General features: G+C 69.9%; 18 protein-coding genes. 10 read left to right on the top strand and 8 right to left on the bottom strand.

What is annotated here, in order from left to right:
- Nucleotides 1-21 precede the first annotated feature (21 nt).
- The 7 genes from ASF43_RS30945 to ASF43_RS23075 form a co-directional block, all read right to left on the bottom strand.
- The gene (locus ASF43_RS30945; protein ID WP_156373480.1) at nucleotides 22-999 is read right to left on the bottom strand and encodes a restriction endonuclease subunit S; all 978 of its coding nucleotides are present in this window, start codon (nucleotides 997-999) and stop codon (nucleotides 22-24) included.
- Nucleotides 996-1,664, bottom strand: coding sequence for a DUF1016 N-terminal domain-containing protein (locus ASF43_RS23050; protein WP_082498100.1), 669 nt, complete (start codon nucleotides 1,662-1,664; stop codon nucleotides 996-998). The genes ASF43_RS30945 and ASF43_RS23050 overlap by 4 nt, the downstream gene beginning before the upstream one ends.
- On the bottom strand, nucleotides 1,661-3,301 hold the full coding sequence (locus ASF43_RS23055) for an N-6 DNA methylase (RefSeq protein ID WP_056186287.1): 1,641 nt from the start codon (nucleotides 3,299-3,301) through the stop codon (nucleotides 1,661-1,663). Before ASF43_RS23055 ends, ASF43_RS23050 begins: the two co-directional genes overlap by 4 nt.
- Nucleotides 3,302-3,313: 12 nt before the next feature.
- Entirely contained in the window at nucleotides 3,314-6,718 is a 3,405-nt protein-coding gene (gene hsdR, locus ASF43_RS23060; RefSeq protein ID WP_056186289.1) for a type I restriction-modification system endonuclease, read from the bottom strand.
- A 152-nt stretch (nucleotides 6,719-6,870) separates the two neighbouring features.
- Nucleotides 6,871-8,418 carry a CHAT domain-containing protein gene (locus ASF43_RS23065; RefSeq protein ID WP_056186292.1) on the bottom strand — a complete coding sequence of 516 codons (1,548 nt, stop codon included), beginning with the start codon at nucleotides 8,416-8,418 and terminating at the stop codon, nucleotides 6,871-6,873.
- A gap of 11 nt (nucleotides 8,419-8,429) precedes the next feature.
- The gene (locus ASF43_RS23070; protein WP_056186296.1) at nucleotides 8,430-10,784 is read right to left on the bottom strand and encodes a PAS domain-containing protein; all 2,355 of its coding nucleotides are present in this window, start codon (nucleotides 10,782-10,784) and stop codon (nucleotides 8,430-8,432) included.
- Nucleotides 10,777-12,045, bottom strand: coding sequence for a toll/interleukin-1 receptor domain-containing protein (locus ASF43_RS23075; protein WP_056186298.1), 1,269 nt, complete (start codon nucleotides 12,043-12,045; stop codon nucleotides 10,777-10,779). Before ASF43_RS23075 ends, ASF43_RS23070 begins: the two co-directional genes overlap by 8 nt.
- 197 nt (nucleotides 12,046-12,242) lie before the next feature.
- Between ASF43_RS23075 and ASF43_RS23080 the strand changes: the two genes are divergently transcribed.
- From ASF43_RS23080 to ASF43_RS23100, 5 genes are all read left to right on the top strand, one after another.
- Nucleotides 12,243-12,611: a YciI family protein gene (locus ASF43_RS23080; RefSeq protein WP_056186301.1), complete on the top strand. Its 369-nt coding sequence runs from the start codon at nucleotides 12,243-12,245 to the stop codon at nucleotides 12,609-12,611.
- Between the two features lie 73 nt (nucleotides 12,612-12,684).
- Nucleotides 12,685-13,101, top strand: a complete 417-nt coding sequence (locus ASF43_RS23085; RefSeq protein WP_056186304.1) for a YciI family protein — start codon at nucleotides 12,685-12,687, stop codon at nucleotides 13,099-13,101.
- Between the two features lie 14 nt (nucleotides 13,102-13,115).
- Entirely contained in the window at nucleotides 13,116-13,646 is a 531-nt protein-coding gene (locus ASF43_RS23090; protein ID WP_056186677.1) for an SRPBCC family protein, read from the top strand.
- A gap of 19 nt (nucleotides 13,647-13,665) precedes the next feature.
- Nucleotides 13,666-14,076: a VOC family protein gene (locus tag ASF43_RS23095; protein ID WP_056186306.1), complete on the top strand. Its 411-nt coding sequence runs from the start codon at nucleotides 13,666-13,668 to the stop codon at nucleotides 14,074-14,076.
- On the top strand, nucleotides 14,076-15,350 hold the full coding sequence (locus ASF43_RS23100) for an RNA polymerase sigma factor (RefSeq protein WP_056186309.1): 1,275 nt from the start codon (nucleotides 14,076-14,078) through the stop codon (nucleotides 15,348-15,350). Before ASF43_RS23095 ends, ASF43_RS23100 begins: the two co-directional genes overlap by 1 nt.
- Nucleotides 15,351-15,356: 6 nt before the next feature.
- On the opposite strand, the gene ASF43_RS23105 is transcribed toward ASF43_RS23100, so the two are convergent.
- Nucleotides 15,357-16,154 (bottom strand): IclR family transcriptional regulator, encoded by a 798-nt coding sequence (locus tag ASF43_RS23105; protein WP_056186310.1) that lies wholly within the window; start codon nucleotides 16,152-16,154, stop codon nucleotides 15,357-15,359.
- Between the two features lie 157 nt (nucleotides 16,155-16,311).
- Between ASF43_RS23105 and ASF43_RS23110 the strand changes: the two genes are divergently transcribed.
- From ASF43_RS23110 to ASF43_RS31830, 5 genes are read left to right on the top strand one after another with little or no spacing between them, the layout of a single operon-like run.
- Nucleotides 16,312-17,304 (top strand): tripartite tricarboxylate transporter substrate binding protein, encoded by a 993-nt coding sequence (locus tag ASF43_RS23110; protein ID WP_056186313.1) that lies wholly within the window; start codon nucleotides 16,312-16,314, stop codon nucleotides 17,302-17,304.
- Between the two features lie 26 nt (nucleotides 17,305-17,330).
- A complete protein-coding gene (locus ASF43_RS23115) occupies nucleotides 17,331-18,122 on the top strand; it encodes an enoyl-CoA hydratase/isomerase family protein (protein WP_056186316.1) in 792 nt (263 codons plus the stop codon).
- Nucleotides 18,123-18,126: 4 nt separating this feature from the next.
- Nucleotides 18,127-20,214 (top strand): acetate--CoA ligase family protein, encoded by a 2,088-nt coding sequence (locus tag ASF43_RS23120; RefSeq protein ID WP_056186318.1) that lies wholly within the window; start codon nucleotides 18,127-18,129, stop codon nucleotides 20,212-20,214.
- The gene (pcaF, locus tag ASF43_RS23125; protein WP_056186321.1) at nucleotides 20,211-21,413 is read left to right on the top strand and encodes a 3-oxoadipyl-CoA thiolase; all 1,203 of its coding nucleotides are present in this window, start codon (nucleotides 20,211-20,213) and stop codon (nucleotides 21,411-21,413) included. The genes ASF43_RS23120 and pcaF overlap by 4 nt, the downstream gene beginning before the upstream one ends.
- Nucleotides 21,410-21,607, top strand: coding sequence for a hypothetical protein (locus ASF43_RS31830; RefSeq protein ID WP_235578343.1), 198 nt, complete (start codon nucleotides 21,410-21,412; stop codon nucleotides 21,605-21,607). Before pcaF ends, ASF43_RS31830 begins: the two co-directional genes overlap by 4 nt.

Genomic DNA, 21,607 nt, shown 5'->3' on the forward strand with positions numbered 1-21,607 from the left:
AAACCGGCTGGCCCATACGTACTACAGGTAGTCAGGCAACAGTTCGGCGGGGTCTGGACGAACTCGAATCATCGTGTCGGGGAAAGCAATCTCGTCGCTGCATTTGCTGACCAGGCCCCCACGGCCGACCAGTTCCTTGGAGCCATTACCTCGCGACACGAGGTAGTCGCCGTCTTGAATCAGGAACCGCTTGATGTCGGACACGTTCGACCAATCACCTGCTTTCGTCTCCTTCAGATCGATGCCAGAGGACTTGAGGGAAGTGAGGCGCAGAACAGGCATGCCGGTGCCATCACGGACTGATTTGCCATTTCGGAGGGGTCCTACCAGCACTTCCAACAACCGAACCACGCGAAATGAGGCTCCGGGAGTTGCTTCGAGAAGATCTGGAGCCACACATGCATTCAACACAGCCTGCCGAAACCGCTTGAGGATGCCTGGGATGGCATCGAGGTGGTCGTTGCAGGCGTTGACGCGGGCGAGCAGGGTGTCGAGTTGGTCGGCGATGCGATGTTGCTCTGGCAGCGGCGGCAACGCCAAGGGCATGCCTTTGATGTCAGCGCCAGACACGCCGATTTGGCCGGCCGAGGTCTTCAGTTTCTGGTCAAGATACGTCCGCGCCGTATGCGAATTTGCGGCCTTTTCGATGTAGCGCGGAAGGGCGACCGTGCGGTCGAGTCGCACACGAATCAGCTTATCGGGATAAACCAGTGCATGGCTGATCTGGCCTACGCGTGCGCAGGCACCCACCAGATCACGATTGCCGTTGTATCGGGTGAATAAAAGATCATCGGGTGCCAGTTGATACGTCGGACTGTCCACAAAATCAAGCGGCAAGTAACGCACGTCGGAGGTGTCCAGCTTCAGTGGTCGCACTGCTGAGATGCGAAGGATGGGCAGTCCATCATCGGAGCTCGGCTTGGCGGAAATGCCGTTGCGGACTTCAGTGACCAGCTCGCCCAGTTTTGTCATGGCCCAGGTGTCAGGGAGCTCACTCATCTTGGTGCTTCTCTTCCAACAACAGCCCCCGCCGCGCCAACCGCTCCCGCGCCTCCACCAACGCCTGGTGCAACTGCTGCTCCGACTCCGCCCAGGCCCAGGAAGTACAGGAAGTACGGGTCCTTGAAGACGGGGCCGGGCGGCAGACCCTGGCCTTGCACCGTCGCAGGCACCAGCGCGGCGGGTGCCTGGGCGCTGGCGATGGCGCTGCGCTCGAAGGCCTTGCGCTCGATCTGCCGGGCCAGCTCGCGCACGCTCCAGCCGTCCTGCGCCGCCTGTGCCGCGTAGAACTGGCGCGCCGGCGCGGTCTTGAGGCCCACGATGGCCACGAGGTGGCTCCAGCTCAATTGTGTCGACAGCGTCGGCAAAATCCCGGCGTCCGGAAAGGCCTGCGCGAACTTGAGCATGCGGCGCAGGTTGCGGGCCTCGAAGCCGCGCCCGAACTCCTGCGACAACTGCTGGCCAAGCTGCTCCAGCAGGGCCAGGCCGTAGCTGGCGCGCTCGCCGCCCAGCACTTCGGCATCGAGCCGCTGGCCTACCGCCCAGTACAGGCGCGTCAGCTCCGCGTTCACCGCACCGGCCAGGCGCTGGCGGCTGCTGGCGATCAGCGCGCGCAGTTCGGCGTGCAGGCTGGTTGGCACAGCAGGAGCAGGCACACCGCTCATGCCGGCGTTCCTTCCGCGCGGTCTTCGCGGCCTGCACCGCCTGCGCTGTCCTCGGCGTCCGTGCCCGCCACCACGTCCGGCAGCAGTTCTTCCAGCTCGGCGTCCGGGTCTTCGCCCAGCGCCTCCACCAGCGCACGCAAATCGGCCAGCGCCGCCTGCATCTCGCGCATGGCCAGGCGGGCCAGCATGGCGGGTTCTTCCAGTTGCTGTTGCGCGGTGTCCGCGCTGTCGTCCTTGAGCCAGGCCAGGTCCAGGTTGTCGCCGCGCTCGGCGATCTGCGCGCGGGTGAACTTGCGCCAGCGGCCGGTGGGGCCGGCGTCCACGCGCCGGGCCAGGGCCTCGGGGCCGCCTTTCGGATCGGTGCCGAACACGTCTTCGAACTTGTCGCGCGGCACGCTGGCCGGCGCATCGGCCGGCGTGCGGAAGTAGTCGCGCGTGAACGGCGTGCGCTTGCCGAAGGCCGGCATGTTGGCGCGCATGTCGTAGACCCAGACCTCCTGCGTGTTGCCCTTGTCGGCCTTCTCGCCCTTGGTGAAGAACAGCACGTTGGTCTTCACGCCCTGGGCATAGAAGATGCCCGTGGGCAGGCGCAGGATGGTGTGCAGGTTGCATTTGTCCATCAGGTCGCGGCGGATGCTGGTGCCCACGTTGCTCTCGAACAGCACGTTGTCGGGCAGCACCACGGCAGCGCGCCCGCCCGGCGCCAGGTTGCGCACGATGTGCTGCACGAAGGCGAACTGCTTGTTGCTGGTCTCGAAGGTGAGGTCGGTGCGGGTGGGCAGGCCGCCGCCCTTCTTGGTGCCGAAGGGCGGGTTGGAGAGGATGAGCGTGGCGCGCGCCAGCCGCGTGCCCTCCTCGCCCAGCGTGTCGCCGTATTGCACGCCGCCTTCGATGCCGTGCAGCAGCATGTTCATCAGCGCCAGGCGGTGCGTGTCCTGCACCAGCTCCATGCCGTGGAAGGTGCCGTGGCGGTAGCGGCGCTGGGCAGCCTCGTCCAGGCTGTCGAAATCGTGCGTGGCGCGCAGGTGGTTGTTGGCCGCGATCAGGAAGCCGCAGGTGCCTGCCGCCGGATCCTGGATCACGTCGCCGAGCTGCGGCTGCATCACGGCGACGATGCTGTCGATCAGCGCTCGGGGTGTGAAGTACTGGCCGGCGCCGCTCTTCTTCTCGGTGGCGTTACGCTCCAGCAGGTCTTCGTACAGGTCGCCCAGGTCGTCGCGCTGCACGCTGTACCAGTCCAGGCCGTCGATGTCGGTCACCAGCTTGCTCAAGGTGGCAGGCTTGGTGATGAAGGTGTTGGCATTGGCATAGATCTCCAGCACGGCGCCCCGGCCGTGCAGGCCGTAGTCCAGCAGCATTTCCTTGTACAGGTCCAGCCGCTCCGGCGCGGGGGCGTTGAGCAGGTCGTCCCAGCGGATGCCGTCCTGCTCGAACTTGGGCGCGCCCTTCTTGCGCTCGACAGGCTTCAGCACTTTGAGCCGGTCTTCCTGCCCGGTCTCCTTCATCATCTTCAGGAACAGCAGGTAGGTCAGTTCGCTCAGGTACTGGTGGTAGGTGACGCCGTCGTCACGCAGCACATGGCACAGCGACCAGAGCTTGGCGCCGATGTCGTGTGCGGCTTGCGGGGTTGTGGCCATGAAATGTCCGGGTCAGGCACCCTGGGCAGGCTGCGCCCAGAGTGCGTCGTTGAAGGCATCCAGCACAGGCTGGAGTTGGCCGTTGAAAACCTTGTCCAGGCGGGAGAAGCCGCCGCCCTCGCGCTTGAACAGCAGGTCGGGGTCGTCCAGCGCGGAGCGGTCCACCAGCCGGTTGACCTTGGTCTGCGCGGCGATGCGTTTGAGCCAGTCGCGCTGCGGCTGGGTCCAGGGCTTGCCCGTGGGCGGCCTGGCCAGCAGGGTGTGCAGCGCGCGGTCCACGCGCTCGCCGTAGGGCAGCAAGGCGTCGCCCAGCGCGGCCTGGCGAATGTAGCCCACGATGCTGGCGGCAATGTCCTGGTTGCTCATCTCGCGCCAGGCGGTGGCCAGGCGCGCCTCGCTGAAGCCGGCCTGGTCCAGCGCCAGGATCAGTTCCTTGAGCTGCTGGCGCGTCAGGTCACGCGGCCGGGTCAGCACCGCGACGAGGGCCGGCAGCGTGTTGCCCTGGCTGGCGAGGAAGGCCTTGAACGCGTCCAGGTAGTCCTGCGGCTTGCTGGCCTGGCCGTAGCCGCGCTCGGCGCGCAGGAAGGCGTCGGGGTGGTCCGACACGTACAGGGGCTGGCCGCTGCCGGTGGTCTTGCGGTCGAGGATCTCGCCCAGGTCGGGGTGCCGGGTGAACCAGGCCGCCACCTCGGACACGCGCAGTGCCTTGAGCTGGCGGATGAAGGCCTCCGGGGCCATGCCGGCCCGGGTCTCGAAGTCCTGCGCAGCCTGGCCCTGGAGGTGGCGCTTCTTGACCTGCAGCTTGGCCAGGAACTGCGCAAGCAGCAGTTCACGCGCGTCGTCGGTGGGCGCCTGGGCGATCTCGCGTTCGAGCTGCTGGAACGAGATCGAAGGGTTGACGACCACGGGTTTCATCTCGGTCATGTCGCCGATGGCCTCGAACAGGCGCACGGCATCGAAGACGCGGAAGCTGTCCTTGGCCTCGCCGTCGAAACTGCACAGCCGCGTGGCGCGGCCCAGCATCTGGTCGAACAGGATGCGGCTGTTCACCTGCCGCAGGAACACCAGGTTGCAGATCTCCGGCACGTCGATGCCGGTGGTCAGCAGGTCGACGGTGACGGCCACATTGGGCAGGCGCTCGTTCTTGAAGCGGCGGATCAGCTCCAGCGGCTTGTCGGCATTGCCGGTGATCTTGATGACGGCATCGTCTTCCACGCTGCCGTACTGCGTTTGCAACGCGGCCTTGAGCACGTCCACCACCAGGTCGGCATGGTCGCTGCTGACGCAGAAGACCAGGGTCTTGCGCCGGCCGCCGGGGTCGATCTCCTGGGCGAGGTAGCTGCATACGGCCTCGTTGAACGGCCGGGTGATGACCTTGCGGTTGAAGTCTTCGACCTTGAGCGTGATCTCGTCCGGCGCCTTGAACAGGTCGATCTGGCTGCGCTGCGCGTTGTAGACCTTGACCACTTCGCCGACCTTCCAGGTCATGCCCTGCTCGGTCAGCTGCGTGTGGATCTGAATGGGCGGCTCGTAGTCCACCAGATAGCCATCGACCACGGCTTCGCGGTAGCTGTAGCTGTAGGCCGGCGGGCCGAAGATCTCGGTGGTGTGCAGTGCGGGCGTGGCCGTCAGGCCGATCTTGACGGCGTCGAAGTAGTCCAGCACGCGGCGGTACTTGGAGATGTAGTCGTCGAAGCCGCGGAAGCTCAGTTCGGTGTCCGACATCTCGCGGTCCAGCGTGTAGCCGCGGTGGCATTCGTCGATGACGATGCAGTCGTACTGGTCCACCGTGGGCGGCGCCACGCCCTCGGCCGGCATCAGCACGCGGCGCATCATGCCCTGCACGGTGGCGATGTGCACGGCCGTGTCGGCGTCGGGCGCCTGCACATCCAGCTCCTTGATGCCGAAGGTGTCGGCAAAGGTCTGCAGGCGCTCCATGCGCGTGTCCTTGAACGCATTGGCTGCCTGTTCCCCCAGCGCCGAACGGTCGACCAGGAACAGGATGCGGCGAAAGCGCTGGGCCTTCAGCAGGCGGTAGATGAGCGCAATGCAGGTCTTGGTCTTGCCGGTGCCGGTGGCCATGGCCAGCAGGATGTCGCGCTGGCCCTGCGCGATGCGGGCCTCCGTTTCCCGGATCGCATCCTGCTGGTAGTAGCGCAGCGCCAGGCCGTAGATGAAAGGCGTGCTGTCCAGCTCCGCGTGCGCCTTGTCCTCGTCCTGGCGCAGCAGCGCTTGCAGGCCCTCTGGTGAGTACCAGCCATCCAGGGATGCGCTGCGGTTGTGGGGGTGGCGCAGGTCGCAGAACCAGATGCCGCTCTTGGTGGCCAGTTGCCGCAGGTAGGGGCGGCCGTTGGTGGCGAACACGAAGGGCACGCGGAACTCGGCCTGCGCGCCCCAGTTCTGCGCGTGCAACTGCGTCTCGGCGCTGGGCGCGAAGCTGCGGCTGTAGCGCTTGCTCTGCTGCAGATCGGCCGAGACATCCTTGCTGCCCCGCTTGGCCTCCACCACCGCCAGGGGCACCAGACCCTGGAACAGGACGTAGTCGGCCGAATAGCCTTCGCACGGCCATTCGGCGATGGCCAGGTTGCGGCCCTTCACGGGCCGCGCGCCGCGGCTGTAGCGCAGGGTTTCGGTGTCGGCCTCCCAGCCGGCCTGGCGGAGCTGCGCATCGATGATGCGGCGGGTCTGGGGCTCGTCCAATTCGACCAGCGAGGCCGCCTTGTTGGCAGAGTTCACCAGTTCCACCAAGTTGCCGGACGGCGCAGCCTTGGCCTGCGACTGCAGCGCGGTCAACTGCGTGGCCAGCTTGGCCTTGGCCTGGTCGGACTCGGTGGCGATCTGCTCCCATACAGCGCGTTCGTCACTGAGGGCGGTCAGCTGGGTCTGCGCCGCCTGCAGCGCCGACGCGACTTGCGCATGCTGGGCCTGGTACTCCGAGACGACCTCTCGCAGTTTGGCCAGTTCCGCCTGCAGCTCCTCTGACTCGTGCTTCGGAGGAGCGGGCGGCACGAAGGGGCCGGACCGGTAGTCCGGCTGCTTGAAGGTGCGGTGAAACCAGAGCGCCAGCTGCCAGCACAGCTTGAGCGTGGTCAGGGCCTTGCCGTGGTCGCCTGCCAGCGCATGGTTGGCGGCGTTGCCGGTGACGCGGATCTGGTCGAAGACCTGCGTGATTTCGCGGGGCACGAGGTTTTCGCCCTGCAGGCGGCGAATCAGCTCGTACTGGCTTTCCTGCTGGGTGGTGAACATGCCGCCACGAGCGGCCAACGACTGCGCCAGCAGCTCTGCGAATTGCCGGAGCTTGAGCAGGCTGGTGTTGGGGTCTTCGGCGAAGTACCGTTCTGCCAGTGCGCCCAGGCGCCACAACTGGGGCTCATAGGACTTCAGGATGTCGAAGTTCGAGCGGATGTTCTGCTGCATGCCTACCCTCTGCCGATCGGAGGAAACCTCTCCCGCGAAATCAGCCCGACATGGTACCCAGGAGACGGGATGGCCAACCGTTGTCGCGGGTCCATGCGACAACCACGCCACGCATCGTGGCGACAGACCCGCTTTGCCAAGCCGCACTCTCCTCAATCCATCTGCATCAACAACACCGGCGCCACCCACGACGGATGCTCCGGCGCATGCGCATACGCCGCCTTGCGCGCCTTCATGAACGCGTATTCCAGGTACCGGTGGCAGCTGTCCTGGGGGTCGAACAGCAGCCGGTAGAAGGTCTGCGCGAACCGCGACGCCGCCCCGTCGTCGATCGGCCACTGGAAGCCCAGCAGCGCCGGCACATGGTGTTCCACGGCCTGCATCACGACCTTGGCCGATGCGCTGCGGCAGCTGCTGAGGAACAGCAGCTGCGTGCGGCCCAGCTGCCGCACGAGCTGCTGCACGGGCAGGATGCCGCCGCGGTCGGCGCGCAGCACCAGGCCGGCCTGTTGCGCATGGTCGCCGCTCAGGTGGCCGCTGAAATGCACCAGATGCCAGCGGCGCTCGCGCAACAGTTCCAGCACCGGCGTGGCCACGTCGGCGCCCAGGCCCTGCACGCGCAGGTGCGTGACGTCGCAGTTCGCCGCCCGGGTCAGGGTCTGCACGATCTCGCGGCACTCGGTCTCGCAGTGCGGCAGGCGGTCGAAGCCCTGGCCGCCGCCGTGCCCGTCGGGCACGTTGCCGGCCTTGCCGTCGGCCTCGATGACCAGGCAGTTGATCAGGCCGTGCCGGCTCTCGTGGTCCTTGAACAGCGGCGGGTAGGCGGTGGTGGATTCGTAGCGCCGGAACACCGGGGCCTGCAGCATCCAGTAGCTGTCGACGTCGCCGCCTTCGTCCTTCAGCGCCTCGACCAGAACGGGGTGCGTGGCCTGGTTCACGGTCACGCGCACGCGCGTGTTGGCCACGCCGCCCACATGGCGGCGCTGCTCGGAGAAGCGGTCCCAGCAGCCGAAGTTCGGCGTGCCGCCCTTGAACAGCAGCTGGTGCAGGTCGGCCGACAGGCGCTCCATCTTCTTGAGCCAGTCGTCCCGGTGCTCGGCCACACGCGTCTCCAGCTCGGCAGAGTCCTCGATGATGCGTTCGAGCAGCCGCTGGTCCAGCTGCAGCGTGCCGGTGGCCTCGAAGTCGTCGCCGCCGCGGCGCTGCAGTTGCCAACTGGCGGTCTGCATGTTGCACAGGTCGATGTTCAGGCGCAGCCGTGCGGCGCTGGGGCGCGGCTGGCCGGCGCGCAGCCGCTTGAGGGCTTCGGACAGGTGGGCCTGGAAGTCGGCCCCCACCGTGACCAGCGCCGTGTGCTCGAACGCATCGAGGAAGTCGGCGAGCCGGTCGTCCGGTGTGCTGGAGACGACGACCAGCGGCATGTGCCGGGCCAGCGCTTTGAGCCGCTTGATGAACTGCCGCGTCGGCTCGCGGCCGGCCAGGCCCACGCTGGCCTGCTCGTCCTGCGGCATGCCCGAGCCCATGACCACCAGGCTGCAGTCGCCCAGGCCGAAGTCCTGCAGCACCTCGTCGGCGCGCGCCACGTGCTGGGCCTCGATGGGGCGGATGGCGATGTCCTGCGCGCGCAGCGCCTTGCGCAGCGCGCCGATCACCAGGCTGCGGATCTCGTCGTCGTGGTGGGCGATCAGTTGCCAGGGCATGGGGGCGGTCCTCAGGCGGGTTCCAGCACCGGCAGCGCCAGGTGCAGGCGCAGCCCGGCGCGCTGGTCGATGGCGAAGCTGCCGCCCATGCGCCGCATCAGCGCGGTGATCACGGGCTCGGCCAGCGCGAACTCGCGCTCGTGCTCGCTCTTGGCCTCCAGCCGCGTGCTGCTGGGCTGCAGGGTCTGCGCGTCGACGAGCTCGACGCTGAACATCTCGCGCGTCTGCTCGCGCCGCAGGTGGATGCACACGGCGTCGCACTGCGCTTTCATGCGCAGCATGAAGGCCAGCAGGCTGGCGGCGCAGAACTCGAACTCCTGGCGCGCGGCCTGCACCAGCGTGTCGCCGCTCCCGCTGTCCAGCCGCACGGCCTTGGCCTGGGCCTGCGGCAGCTCGTCGATGAGCTTGCGCGCCAGCTCGGGCAGCGACAGGGTCTGCAGCGGCAGCGCCTGGCCCTGGTCCAGCGTGGCCAGGCGCACGGCGCGCTCCAGCGGCAGGTCGGCCCGGCGCAGCTGGCGCCGGGCCTTGTCCAGCGTGCCGGCCAGCGCGGGCTGCGCCGCCAGGGCTTCCTGCAGCTCCTCCAGGTGGGCCGAGATCAGCGCCAGCGGCAGGCGGATCTCGCTGGCCAGCTGGCGGAACACGTTGGCCAGCGTGTGCATGCGCTGGGCCGCGCGGTCGGGCCGCAGGTCGCTGGCCACATAGACCTTGCCACCCAGCTCGCGCGGCAGTGATTCGCCGGACAGCAGCACGGGCACGGCCTCGCCCTTGCCCGTCAGCAGCTCCACCTCGCCCGGGATCAGCTTGTCCATGGCGACCAGGCGCAGCGCGAAGCCGGGCGGGTCGGGCTCGTTGCCGGGCGCGCTGATCAGGCTGCTCAGGTGCTGGCCGATCAGGCTGGCGGCGTCGCGCGCGAGCAGGCGTTCGCAGGCCGGGTTCACGCTCTGGATGTCGCCGCGCGAGCTGGTCTGGATGATGGCGTCGGCCACCGTGTCCAGCACGGTGGCCTTGAACTGCAGTGCCTGCGTGCGGTCCAGGATCAGGCCGGCGACGGCCAGCAGCCGGGCCACGGCCTGCTCCTCCTCGCGCGCGAAGGCCGCGCGCTTGCTGGACTCCACGTTCAGGATCCAGCGCACCGGCTGGCCCGGCACGGGCAGGCACATCTCGGAGACGGTGCCGGCGATGCCCGGCAGGTAGACCGGGTCCTCGTGCACCAGGTCGCGCCGCAGCGGCTGGCCCGAGCGTGCCACCTGGCCCAGCAGGCCCAGCTGGCGCGACTGCGCGTAGTCGGGCGGCAGCACGAAGTCGGGCTGCGCGGACTGGTGCACGAGCGAGATGCTGTCCTCGTCCAGGTTCACGCGGAACAGCGAGACATGCTCCCAGCCGAAGTTCGCGCGCATGCCGTCGGCCAGCTCGCGCGCCACGTCGGCCAGGTTGCCGGCCGCGGCGCCCAGGCGGCCGATGAGTTGCAGGCCGAAGTCCAGCTCGCCCTGGCGGTCCAGCGCCAGCGCCATGTTCACGGCCTCGCCGATGGGCAGCTGGTCCAGCCGCGCCATCTCGCTGGGCGTGAAGGGCCGGTCGTCCCGGCGGCACAACGTGACGATGGCGGCCAGCCGGTTGTCGCGCAGCACCGGGCGGCGCAGCATCTGGCGGTAGCCCAGCGACAGCCAGGCGGCGGTGATGGGGTCGTCCGCCAGCTCGCGGTAGGGCGAAGTGGCGAACATCAGCTGCACATCGTCGGCGCGCGTCACGCGCAGCGATTCCAGGTCGGCGCGCACGAAGGCCGGCATCGGCCACCAGCACCAGGCCGGGCCCTGGGTCAGCGGCGGCTCTTCGTAGAACACGCGCAGCGCGCTGCGGTCTTCGCTGACCAGGCTGATCACGATGGCGTCGAACGGCAGCAGTTCGCGCATGTGCCGGTCCACGGCCTTGAGCAGCGCGCGCCAATCCGAGGCCACGCCGATGGCCTCGTGCACCGCGAGCTGGGCGCCCTGCATGGTGGTGTCGGTCAGGAAGCCGATGGAGCCGATGTAGTGGCCCTCGGCGTCGTACTCGGGCACGGCCGACACGTCCATGTGCAGGTTGGCGCCCAGGTCGGCGCGGTGCAGCACCAGCGCGTAGCTGCCACCGCGCTCGCTGTCGCGCCGCTGCTGCAGCTGCGCTGCCAGTTGCTCGCGGCTGTGCGGCAGCAGCTCCAGGGCCGACAGCGGCATGCCGAGCGCGATGGTCGGGCCGGCCAGGTCGCGCGCGGCCTGGTTCATGTAGCGCAGCCGCTCGTCGTCGGACAGGCGCAGCAGGCCGAGCGGGATGTCGTCCAGCGTGGCCGGGTCCAGGCGCAGCACGACGGGGTCGAACGGGGCATCAGGCATGGGGGGCTCCTCGCGCGGCCAGGCGCTGGGCGTGGGCCTGGCGCAGGTCCATGAGCGGGTCGTCGGCATGCAACTCGGCCAGCTCGGGCGGCGGTGTGACGCCGTTGTCCAGCGGGTGGAACTGCAGGTGCGCCAGGCCGTGCTTGTGAAGCGCGCGCTCCCATTCCCAGCGTACCCAGGTCGAGGCCGCGGCGGCGTCGGACCAGAACAGCAGGAAGGCGTCGCAGCCGTCGATCTCCTGCGCCAGCCGCGGCTGCCAGGCCTGGCCGGGGAACAGGTCGTGGCAGTCCAGAAAGATCTGCAGCGCCGAGGCCAGCCGCACCGAGGCCACGCGGTCCAGCACGCGCTGGCGGTCGGCCGAGGCGTAGGACGCGAAGGCCTTGCGCGCCAGCCGGTGCCCGCTGCTGTGCTGGTCGTCGGCGGCGGGCGTGCTGGTGTCGGTGGCGCATGCGAGCGTCAGGCGGATGCGGGCCAGCACCAGGCCGTCCAGCAGCACGTCCAGGCGCAGCATGCCGCCGTCGAATCCAGCCGTGGGCTCGACCTCGAAATCCAGCCGCTGCACGCCGCCGCGCCACACCAGCCGCTGCACGCAGCGCGGCGCGCCTTCGACCTGCAGGTTTGCACCGCTGACGGCGATGTCCAGTTCCGCGCCCACCGCCACCGGCAGGCCGCCTAAACCGCTCTCGACCTGCTGGCCGGCCGTGTTGCCGAGCCGCGCCAGCGCCTGGGCCTCGTCGGCCTCGGCGTAGGCCAGGAAGCGGGCGACGAGGGCGCGGCCGGGCCGGGCCGTGCGCGGTGCGCTGGCGGCGAAGCGCACCTCGGCGGCCGGCGGCACGACAGGCTGGGCACTGGCGTGCGGTGCCCACGCGGCCGGTGCGGTCGGCGCCACAGGCGTGGCGCAAGGTTGGATGGCCCGGGCGGCTGGTGCCGTGGGCGGGTCGCCACGCCGCGCGCGAAAAATGCCATGGCGCGGCGCCGCCTCGGCGGCCAGCAGGTCCGCCAGCGCCTGGCAGGCCGCCACGGTGGACGCATCCAGGCTGGCGGCTGCGGCGGCCAGCGCGCCTTCGAACTCGGCGACAGCGCCACGCACCGCCTGCGCCATTGCCGGCGCTTGCCCGTCGCCCGGGCCGCCGCGGTACATCGCCTGCAGCCGGTCCAGCGCATCGCACAGGCGCAGGTGCAGGGCGCGGGTGGCCGGTGGCATGTCCGCTGCCTGGTTGTCCAGCGACTGCCGGACCTGGTGGATCCTGTCTTCGATCATGGGCCCTCCTGGGCAGGCGGCCGGCTCATCTGGCCATGTTTCGTTGCGATTAAGCGCCAACTCTTGCAAGTATGTGCATTCCAATCGCATTTGCCAGCGCGCCAATCCTCTGTTTGGCGGACGCAGGCGGGCTCTTATGATCGGCGCGCCGCGCGCCGGCCAGCCGCCGGAAGCCGGTCTCTTGCAAGGGAAACGCGATGTCCTACATGCTGTTGATCCACGAACCCGTCGGCCAGCGCGCCACGCGCACCGAGGCCGAGGGCCGCGCCGCCTACGACGCGATGCTGCGCTTCGGCGCCGACCTGAAGGCGCGCGGCCTGCTGGTGGCCGGCGAGTCGCTCGCTTCCGAGCAGGCCGGCACGCGCGTGACGCGCCGCGGCGGCCAGACGCAGCTGCTGGACGGCCCCTTCGCCGAGGCCAAGGAGATGGTGGGCGGCTTTTTCCTGCTGAGCTGCCAGACGCGCGAGGAAGCGCTGGCGATCGCCGCGCAATGCCCGGCGGCGCAGTGGTGCACGGTGGAGGTGCGTGCGCTGGCGCCGTGCTGGGACGACGGCCGGCGGGCCTGAAATTTTCTGCACGGCCGCTGTCGATTCGGGCGCCCGTGCTTCGTCGTGCAGGCATGGGCAACAGGAGCACCAGATGCGCTTCATGATCATCGTCAAATCCACCCCCGCCTTCGAGGCCGAGACCCAGCCGGTCGCCGACGAGGCGCTGTACGCGGCGATGGCCGACTACCACGAGGAGCTGGCCCGGGCCGGCGTGCTGCTGGACGCGGCCGGGCTGCAGCCCTCGCGCGAGGGCTGGCGCATCCGCTACGGCGCAGGTGACCGGCGCACCGTCATCGACGGCCCGTTCGCCGAGGCCAAGGAACTCATCGCCGGCTACACGCTGATCCAGGTGCGCTCGCGCGACGAGGCCATGGCCTGGGCCCGCCGCTTCCCCAACCCCGTGGGTGCCGGCCAGCCGGCCGAGATCGAGGTGCGCCAGCTCTACGAGGCGGGCGACTTCCCGCCCGGCGAGACCACCGAGCGCTTCAAGTCCATGGGCAGCCTGTGAGCCGGGCCAGCGCCATGCTCAGGAAGATCTCGCTGGCCATCGCGCTGCTGCTGGCCGCCGTGCTGTTGCTCGCCGCCACCCGGCCCGACAGCTTCGCCGTGCAGCGCAGCACCAGCATCCGCGCGCCGGCCGACAAGGTCTACGCGCTGATCCACGACATGCACCGGTTCAATACCTGGAACCCCTACCTGCAGAAAGACCCGAACGTCAAGGGCAGCTACAGCGGCCCGGCCGCCGGCCACGGCGCGCGCTATGTGTTCGAGGGCAACCGGGACGTGGGCAAGGGCAGCCTGGAGATCACCGAGGCCCAGGCGCCGGCCCGCGTGGCCATGCGGCTGCGCATGCTCGAGCCCTTCGCGGGTGAGAACGACGTGGCCTTCACGCTGGTGCCGCGCGGCGACAGCACCGAGGTGACCTGGGCCATGCATGGCGCCAGCCCCTACCTGGCCAGGCTGGCCGGCCTGTTCTTCGACATGGACCACATGATCGGCCGCGATTTCGAAACCGGGCTGCAAAGCCTCAAGTCCAAGGCCGAGAACGGCTGAACCGCCAAGGAGCATCACCATGCCGCAACACGCACAGATCTTCGTGAACCTGCCCATCAAGGACATGGCGCGCAGCCAGGCCTTCTTCCGCAGCCTGGGCTACGAATTCAACCCGCAGTTCACCAACGAGCAGGGCGCCTCGCTGGTGCTGGGCGAGAACCTGTTCGCCATGTTGCTGGTCGAGCCCTTCTTCCAGACCTTCACGAAGAAGGCCATCGTCGACGCGCACCAGAGCGTGGAGGTGCTGGTCTGCCTGTCGTGCGGCAGCCGCGAGGAGATCGACGACCTGGTGAAGAAGGCCAAGGCCGGCGGGGCCACCGTGCCCAACGAACCGCAGGACTACGGCTTCATGTACTCCCACGGCTTCACCGACCTGGACGGCCATGTCTGGGAGCTCGTGCACATGGTGGGCACACCGCCGCAAGCCTGATGCACGCGGCCACGCATGCGTCGATTGCCGCGGTATGGCGCATCGAGTCTGCCCGCATCGTGGCCGTGGTGGCGCGCATGGTGCGCGACATCGGCGTGGCCGAGGAGCTCGCGCAGGACGCGCTGATCGCCGCGCTGGAGCACTGGCCGCAGGACGGCGTGCCCGACAACCCGGGCGCCTGGCTCACCACCACGGCCAAGCGCCGCGCGCTGGACCACCTGCGCCACGCCAGGATGCAGACCGAGAAGCTGGAGCAGGTCGGCCATGAGCTCGAAGTGCAGGAGGCCTTGATCGTGCCGGATTTCGTGGATGCGCTGGACGCCGCGCGTGCCGACACCATCGGCGACGACCTGCTGCGGCTGATGTTCACGGCCTGCCACCCGGTGCTGTCCATCGACGCGCGCGTGGCGCTCACGCTCAAGCTGCTGGGCGGCCTGGGCACGCCCGAGATCGCGCGCGCCTTCCTCGTGCCCGAGCCCACCATGGCGCAGCGCATCGTGCGCGCCAAGCGCACCTTAGGCGAGGCCAAGGTGGCCTTCGAGCTGCCGCAGGGCCAGGCGCTGGCCGAGCGCCTGGCCTCGGTGCTCGAAGTCGTCTACCTCATCTTCAACGAGGGCTACACCGCCACGGCCGGCGACGACTGGATGCGCCCCGAACTCACGCAGGAAGCCCTGCGCCTGGGCCGCATGCTGACCAGCCTGGCGCCAGGCGAGCCCGAGGCCTGGGGCCTGGTTGCGCTCATGGAATTGCAGGCCTCGCGCGCCGCCGCGCGGCTGGACTCCACCGGCCGCCCCGTGTTGCTGGCCGACCAGGACCGCGGCCGCTGGGACCGGCTGCTGATCCGCCGCGGCCTGGTGGCGCTGGAGCGCGTCGCGGCCCTGGGGGGCGATGACGGCTTCTACGCGCTGCAGGCTGCACTGGCCGCTTGCCATGCGCGCGCCGCCACGGCCGCGCAGACCGACTGGGCGCGCATCGCGGCGCTCTACGGCCGGCTGGCACAGGTCGCGCCTTCGCCCGTGGTCGAGCTCAACCGTGCGGTGGCGGTCGGCATGGCCGAGGGGCCGGCGGCCGGGCTCGCGCTGGTCGACCGCCTGTTGGGCGACAAGGCCCTGCGCCACTACCAATGGCTGCCCAGCGTGCGCGCCGACCTGCTGGCCCGGCTGGGCCGGCACGAGGAGGCGCGCGCCGAGTGGCTGCGTGCGGCCGAGCTGGCGCACAACGGCGCCGAGCGGTCCTTGCTGCTGGCGCGGGCCGAGGCCGCGCCCAGGCGCTGAAACGCATCAGTCGGGCGCAGCGCGTTCGTACGCGCGCTGCACGTCGCCCACCAGCTGCAGCAGGCTGGGCGACAACTGCGCGGCGATGCGCGCCATCGGCTCGGCCGTGGACACGCTGACGTTCAACGCATAGATCGCGTCGCCCCACACCAGTGGCGCGGCCAGCGCCACCACCTCGGGCTGCCAGGACGCGGCGCACCAGCCATCGCGCTGCACGCCCGTGCGTGCGGCCTCGATCTCGCGTGCCATCGCGGCCCAACCGGCGCCCCGGCGCTGGCGGAACGCGGCCATCAGCGCCTTGCGCCGCGGCTCGGGCGCGACGGCCAGGTAGGCACGGCCCAGCGAGGTCGGCTCCATCGGGATGCGCTGGCCCGACACCACGTGGCGCAGGACCACGCGGCGGTTGTAGCGGATGGACTCCAGGTAGACCATCTCGTCGCGGTCGGGTGCCGCCAGCCCCACGTTGATATGCATGCGCTCGGCCAGCGCGCGCATCAGCGGCGCGGCCAGCGCCAGCACCTGCGAGCCCGAGCGCATGGCGTGGCCCAGGCCCAGCACGGCCGGTGCCAGCCGGTAGGCGCGCCGGGCCTGGTCCAGCTGCAGCATGCCGGTGCCCACCAGCGTCTGCGTCAAGCGGCTGACGGTGGATTTCGACAGGCCGGTGCGCTCGGCCAGCTCGCCATTGCCCAGCAGCTCGGAGCCCTGGCGGAACGCGCGCAGCAGCTCGATGCCGCGTTCCAGCGAACGGTTGGCAGGCGACAGGCCGGGCTTGTCGTGGGCGAGGGTGCTGCGGATGGCGTGCATGGGTCGGTCTCCAGGGCAGCCGGATCATAGTTCCACTCAGTGGAATTGGGCGGGTTACTTTCGCCGCCCTTGTTTCTAAGCTCCGGGCACGGTGATCGACACACGACGCCGCCAGCAACCCGGGCCGTCCAGCCCTCACCGCATCGGAGACACACACATGCATCCACACGCCCTTCGCCCCCTGCGCACCCTGCGCGCCCTGGCCGGCTTCGTGCTCGCCGGCAGCCTGCTCGTCGGTGGCGCCGCGCCCGCCAGCACCTTTCCCAACAAGCCGGTGCGCATCGTCGTGCCGTTCGCGCCGGGCGGCGGCACCGACCTGATCGCCCGCACGCTGGGCCAGGAGATGTCCAAGGACCTGGGCCAGCCGGTCATCATCGACAACAAGCCCGGCGCCGGCACCATCATCGGCACTGACGCCATCGCCAAGGCCGCGCCCGATGGCTACTCGCTGGTGATGGCCAGCTTCGCGCACGCGGTCAACCCCAGCCTGCAGAGCAAGCTGCCGTTCGACAACGCCAAGGCCTTCGCGCCGGTGATGCTGGTCGGCCGCGGGCCCAACGTGCTGGTGGTGCGCCCGGCCAGCCCGTTCAAGACAGTGGCCGATCTGCTGGCCGCCGCCAAGGCCAATCCTGGCAAGCTGACCTATGCCTCGCAGGGCGCCGGCACCTCGGCACACCTGGCCGGCGAGATGTTCGACAACCTGGCCAAGGTCAAGACCCTGCACATCCCCTACCGCGGCGCCGGCCCGGCGATGACCGACCTCATGGGCGGGCAGGTGGAGATGTTCTTCGGAACGGCCGCGGCCGTCGCGCCGTTCGTGGAGCGAGGCCAGCTGCGCGCCATCGCGGTGACCAGCGCGGAGCCTTCTGCCGCGTTCAAGGGCGTGCCCACGGTCGGCGCCACCATCCCTGGCTACGCGGTGGAAAGCTGGTACGGGCTCTACGCGCCGGCCGGCACGCCGCAGGACGTGATTGCCCGCCTGAACGCCGCTGCGCGCAAGGCCGCGCGCGCGCCGGATTTCGCGCGCAAGGTCGAGCAGGAGGGTTTGAACATCAGCGCCGGCAACCCGGCCGAGCTCGACACCTACGTGCGCGCCGAAGAAGCCCGCTGGGCCCGCATCGTCAAGGAAAACGGCATCAAGGCCGACTGAACGCCCACAACCTCTAGGAGACCGCCATGGCCTACGAACTCATCACCCTGCAGGTGCACGACAGCATCGCCACGCTGACCCTGAACCGCCCGGACAAGCGCAACGCCATGAGCGACGACATGCGCACCGAATTCGTCGATGCGCTGGAACGCGTGGCCGCCGACAAGACCATCAAGGCCCTGGTGCTGACGGGAGCCGGCAAGGGCTTTTGCGCCGGTGGCGACATCGCCGGCATGCAAAAGCGCATGAACGCACCGACCGGCGAAGTGGGCTTCAACGGCTGGCACCGCCAGCAGCGCGTGCACCATGTGCAGGCCCTGCTGCACACCATGCCCAAGCCGGTGATCGCGGCCGTCAACGGCGCGGCCTCGGGCCTGGGTGCGGACACGGCGCTGGCCTGCGACTTCGTCATCGCCAGCGAATGGGCCAGCTTCACCTGGTCGTACATCCACCGCGGCATCATTCCCGATGGCGGCGGCATGTACTTCCTGCCGCGCCGCGTGGGCCTGCCCCGCGCCAAGGAGCTGATCTTCACGGGGCGCGTGGTGAAGGCGGACGAAGCCGTATCGCTCGGCATCGTCGACCGCACCACCAGCGCCGAGACGCTGGTGGCCGATGCGCAGGCCTGGGCCGCCGAACTGGGCAAGGGTTCCGCCACCGCGCTGGCGCTGACCAAGACCATCCTGAACCAGAGCTTCGAGCTGTCCTCGCACAACGTGTTCGCCCAGGGCAGCCAGGCGCAGGGCATCTGCTACACCAGCAGCGAGCACCGCGCCTCGGTCGAAGCCTTCCTCGCCAAGTCCGCCGCCAAGGAGTGATGCCATGACCAACGCCATTTCCCGCCTGCTGCAACCGCGCAGCGTCGCCGTCATCGGCGCCTCGGCCGACGCCGGCAAGACCGCGGGCCGCCCCGTGTCCTACCTCGTCAAGCACGGCTTCGCGGGCGCCATCTATCCCGTCAACCCCAAGGTCGACCGCATCGGCGAGCTGGCCTGCTACCCCGACATCGCATCGCTGCCCGGCGTGCCCGACGTGGGCATCGTGCTGCTGGGCGCCGAGCGTGCCCACCTGGCCGTGCGCGACCTGGCCGCACGTGGCTGCGCCGCCGCCATCGTGCTGGCCAGCGGCTACACCGAGACCGGCGAAGACGGCGCGCGTCGCCAGCGGCAACTGATCGAAGCCGCGGGCAGCATGCGCATCCTGGGCCCCAACACCATCGGCCTGGTGAACCTGACCGACAACATCGTGCTGTCGGCCACCGGCGCGCTGGAGATGGAGCACTTCCCTGTAGGCGGCATCGGCGTGGTGTCGCAGAGCGGCGGCATCCTGGGTGCGCTGCTGTCGCGCGCCGCGGCACGCGGCGTGGGCCTGTCCAAGCTGATCTCCACCAGCAACGAGGTGGATTTGGAGCTGGCCGACTTCATCGACCACCTGGCCGACGACGAAGCGACGAAGGTCATCGCGCTGTATGTGGAAACCGTGCGCGACCCGGCCAAGTTCCGCAACGCCTGCCTGAAGGCCGCGCGCAACGGCAAGCCGGTGGTGGCCTTCAAGATCGGCCGCTCCGAAGCCGGCGCCAAGGCAGCCGTGTCGCACACCGGCGCACTGGCCGGCGCCGACCGCATGTACGACGCGCTGTTCCAGCAGGTCGGCGTGATCCGCGCGCAGACCTTCGGCGAGCTGCTGGACATCCCGGCTGCGCTGGCCACCGGCCGCAAGCTGCAGGGCAAGCGCGTGGCCATCCTCACGTCCACGGGTGGCGCCGGCACATTGGTGTCGGACGATCTGGGCATGGCCGGCTTCGACACTCCCGCGCCCGACGCGGCCACGGCCGAGGCCCTGCGCGCGCTGCAGACCGGCGACCACGCCGTGCTGGACCGCAACCCCATCGACGTGACGCTCGCCGGCCTGCAGCCCGCGCTGCTGCGCGGCGCCATCGACGTGCTGCTCAAGAGCGACAGCTACGACGCGCTGACCATCATCGTGGGCTCGTCCAGCCTGGCTAGCCCCAAGCTGCTGGCCGGCGCCATCCAGGACTGCCTGCCGAACTCCGACAAGCCGGTGATCGCCTATGTGAGCCCGCATGCGCCCGAAGTCGGCGCCCTGCTGACGCAGCGCGGCGTGCCCGCCTTCCCGGCGCCAGAAAGCTGCACGGCAGCGCTGCGCGCGATGTTCCAGGTGGCGCAGCTGCAGCCGCAGGTGGAGGCCAGTGCGCCTGTGGCGGCGGTGGCGGTGGACGACCTGTCATCGGGCTCGCTCGACGAGTACCAGGCCAAGCAGCTGTTCACGCGCTTCGGCGTGCCTTGCGCGGGCGAGCGCATCGTCTCCACGCCGGCCGAGGCCGAGGCCGCGGCGCGCGAACTGGGTGGCCGTGTGGTGCTGAAGATCCTGTCGGCCGAGATCACGCACAAGAGCGACGTGGGCGGCGTGGCCGTGGGCCTGACGGCCGACACCGTCGGCGCGCGCCTGGTGGCGATGGCGGCCGAGGTCGAGGCCAAGGCCGGCGTGCAGCCCAGGCGCTTCCTGGTGCAGGAGATGGTGGGCGGCGGCACCGAGCTGATCCTGGGCATGCACCGCGACGCGCTGGGCACGGCCATCCTGCTGGGCATGGGGGGAGTGACGGCCGAGCTGTTCAAGGACACCACGATGCGCCTGCTGCCGCCCGAGGGGGGCCTGTCGCGCGCCGATGCGCTGGCCATGGCGCAGGCGCTCAAGAGCTGGCCGCTGCTGGACGGCTTCCGGGGACGGCCCAAGGCCGATGTCGAGGCCCTGGTCACGGCCATCGTGGCGTTCTCGCAGATGACGGCGCAGCTGGGCGAGCGACTGGTCGAGGCCGAGATCAACCCGGTGTTCGTGTTGCCGCAAGGGCAGGGCGTGCGCGCGGCCGACGGCGTGGTGGTGCTGGCATGACACAGGCGTTCATCTGCGACGCCGTGCGCACCCCCTTCGGCCGCTACGGCGGCAGCCTCTCGTCCGTCCGCACCGACGACCTGGGCGCCGTGCCGCTCAAGGCCCTGATGGCCCGCCACCCGAACCTGGACTGGGAGGCCGTGGCCGACATCGTCTACGGCTGCGCCAACCAGGCCGGCGAAGACAACCGCAACGTGGCCCGCATGTCGGCGCTGCTGGCCGGCCTGCCCGTGGGCCTGCCCGGCAGCACGGTGAACCGGCTGTGCGGCTCGGGCCTGGACGCGCTGGGCACGGCCGCGCGCGCCATCAAGTCGGGCGAAGCCAGCCTGATGCTGGCCGGCGGCGTGGAGAGCATGAGCCGTGCGCCCTTCGTGGTGGGCAAGGCCGAGAGCGCGTTCTCGCGCGCCGCCAAGATCGAGGACACCACCATCGGCTGGCGTCTGGTCAACCCGAAGATGAAGGCCCTGCACGGCGTGGACAGCATGCCCGAGACGGCCGAGAACGTGGCCACGGACTACAGGATCTCGCGCGAAGACCAGGACCGGATGGCCCTGGCCTCGCAGCGCAAGGCCGTCGCGGCGCAGCAGCGCGGCTTTTTCGACGCCGAGATCGTGCCCGTCACCGTGCCGCAGAAAAAGGGCGACCCGCTGGTGGTGGCACGCGACGAGCATCCGCGCGAGACCAGCCTGGAAGTGCTGGCCAAACTCAAGGGCGTGGTGCGGCCCGATGGCACGGTCACCGCCGGCAACGCCTCCGGCGTGAACGACGGCGCCTGCGCGCTGCTGCTGGCCGACGAGGCCGGCGCCGCCCGCCACGGCCTCACGCCGCGCGCCCGCGTGGTGGCCATGGCCACGGCCGGCGTGCCGCCGCGCACCATGGGCATGGGCCCGGCACCGGCCACGCGCAAGGTGCTGGCCCTGGCCGGCCTCACGCTGGCGCAGCTGGACGTAATCGAACTCAACGAAGCCTTCGCAGCGCAGGGCCTGGCCGTGCTGCGCGACTTGGGCCTGGCCGACGACGATGCGCGCGTGAACCCGAACGGCGGCGCCATTGCGCTGGGCCACCCGCTGGGCGCCTCCGGCGCGCGGCTGGCCACCACGGCCGTCAACCAGCTGCATGCCAGCGGCGGGCGCTACGCGCTGGCCACCATGTGCATCGGCGTGGGCCAGGGCATCGCCGTGGTGCTGGAGCGGGTATGAAGCACATCACCGTATCCCGCCGCGCCTGGCTGGCAGCGCTGGCCGTCAGCCTCGCAAGCCCCTTCGCAGCACCTGTTGCCGCACAGACCTTCCCGAACAAGCCCCTCCGCCTGATCGTGCCCTTCCCCGCAGGCGGCGGCACCGATGCCATGGCACGCGCCCTGGGCGACGCACTGTCGCGCGACCTGGGCTAG

Source organism: Pseudorhodoferax sp. Leaf267 (assembly GCF_001422405.1).
Taxonomy (GTDB): Bacteria; Pseudomonadota; Gammaproteobacteria; order Burkholderiales; family Burkholderiaceae_C; genus Pseudorhodoferax.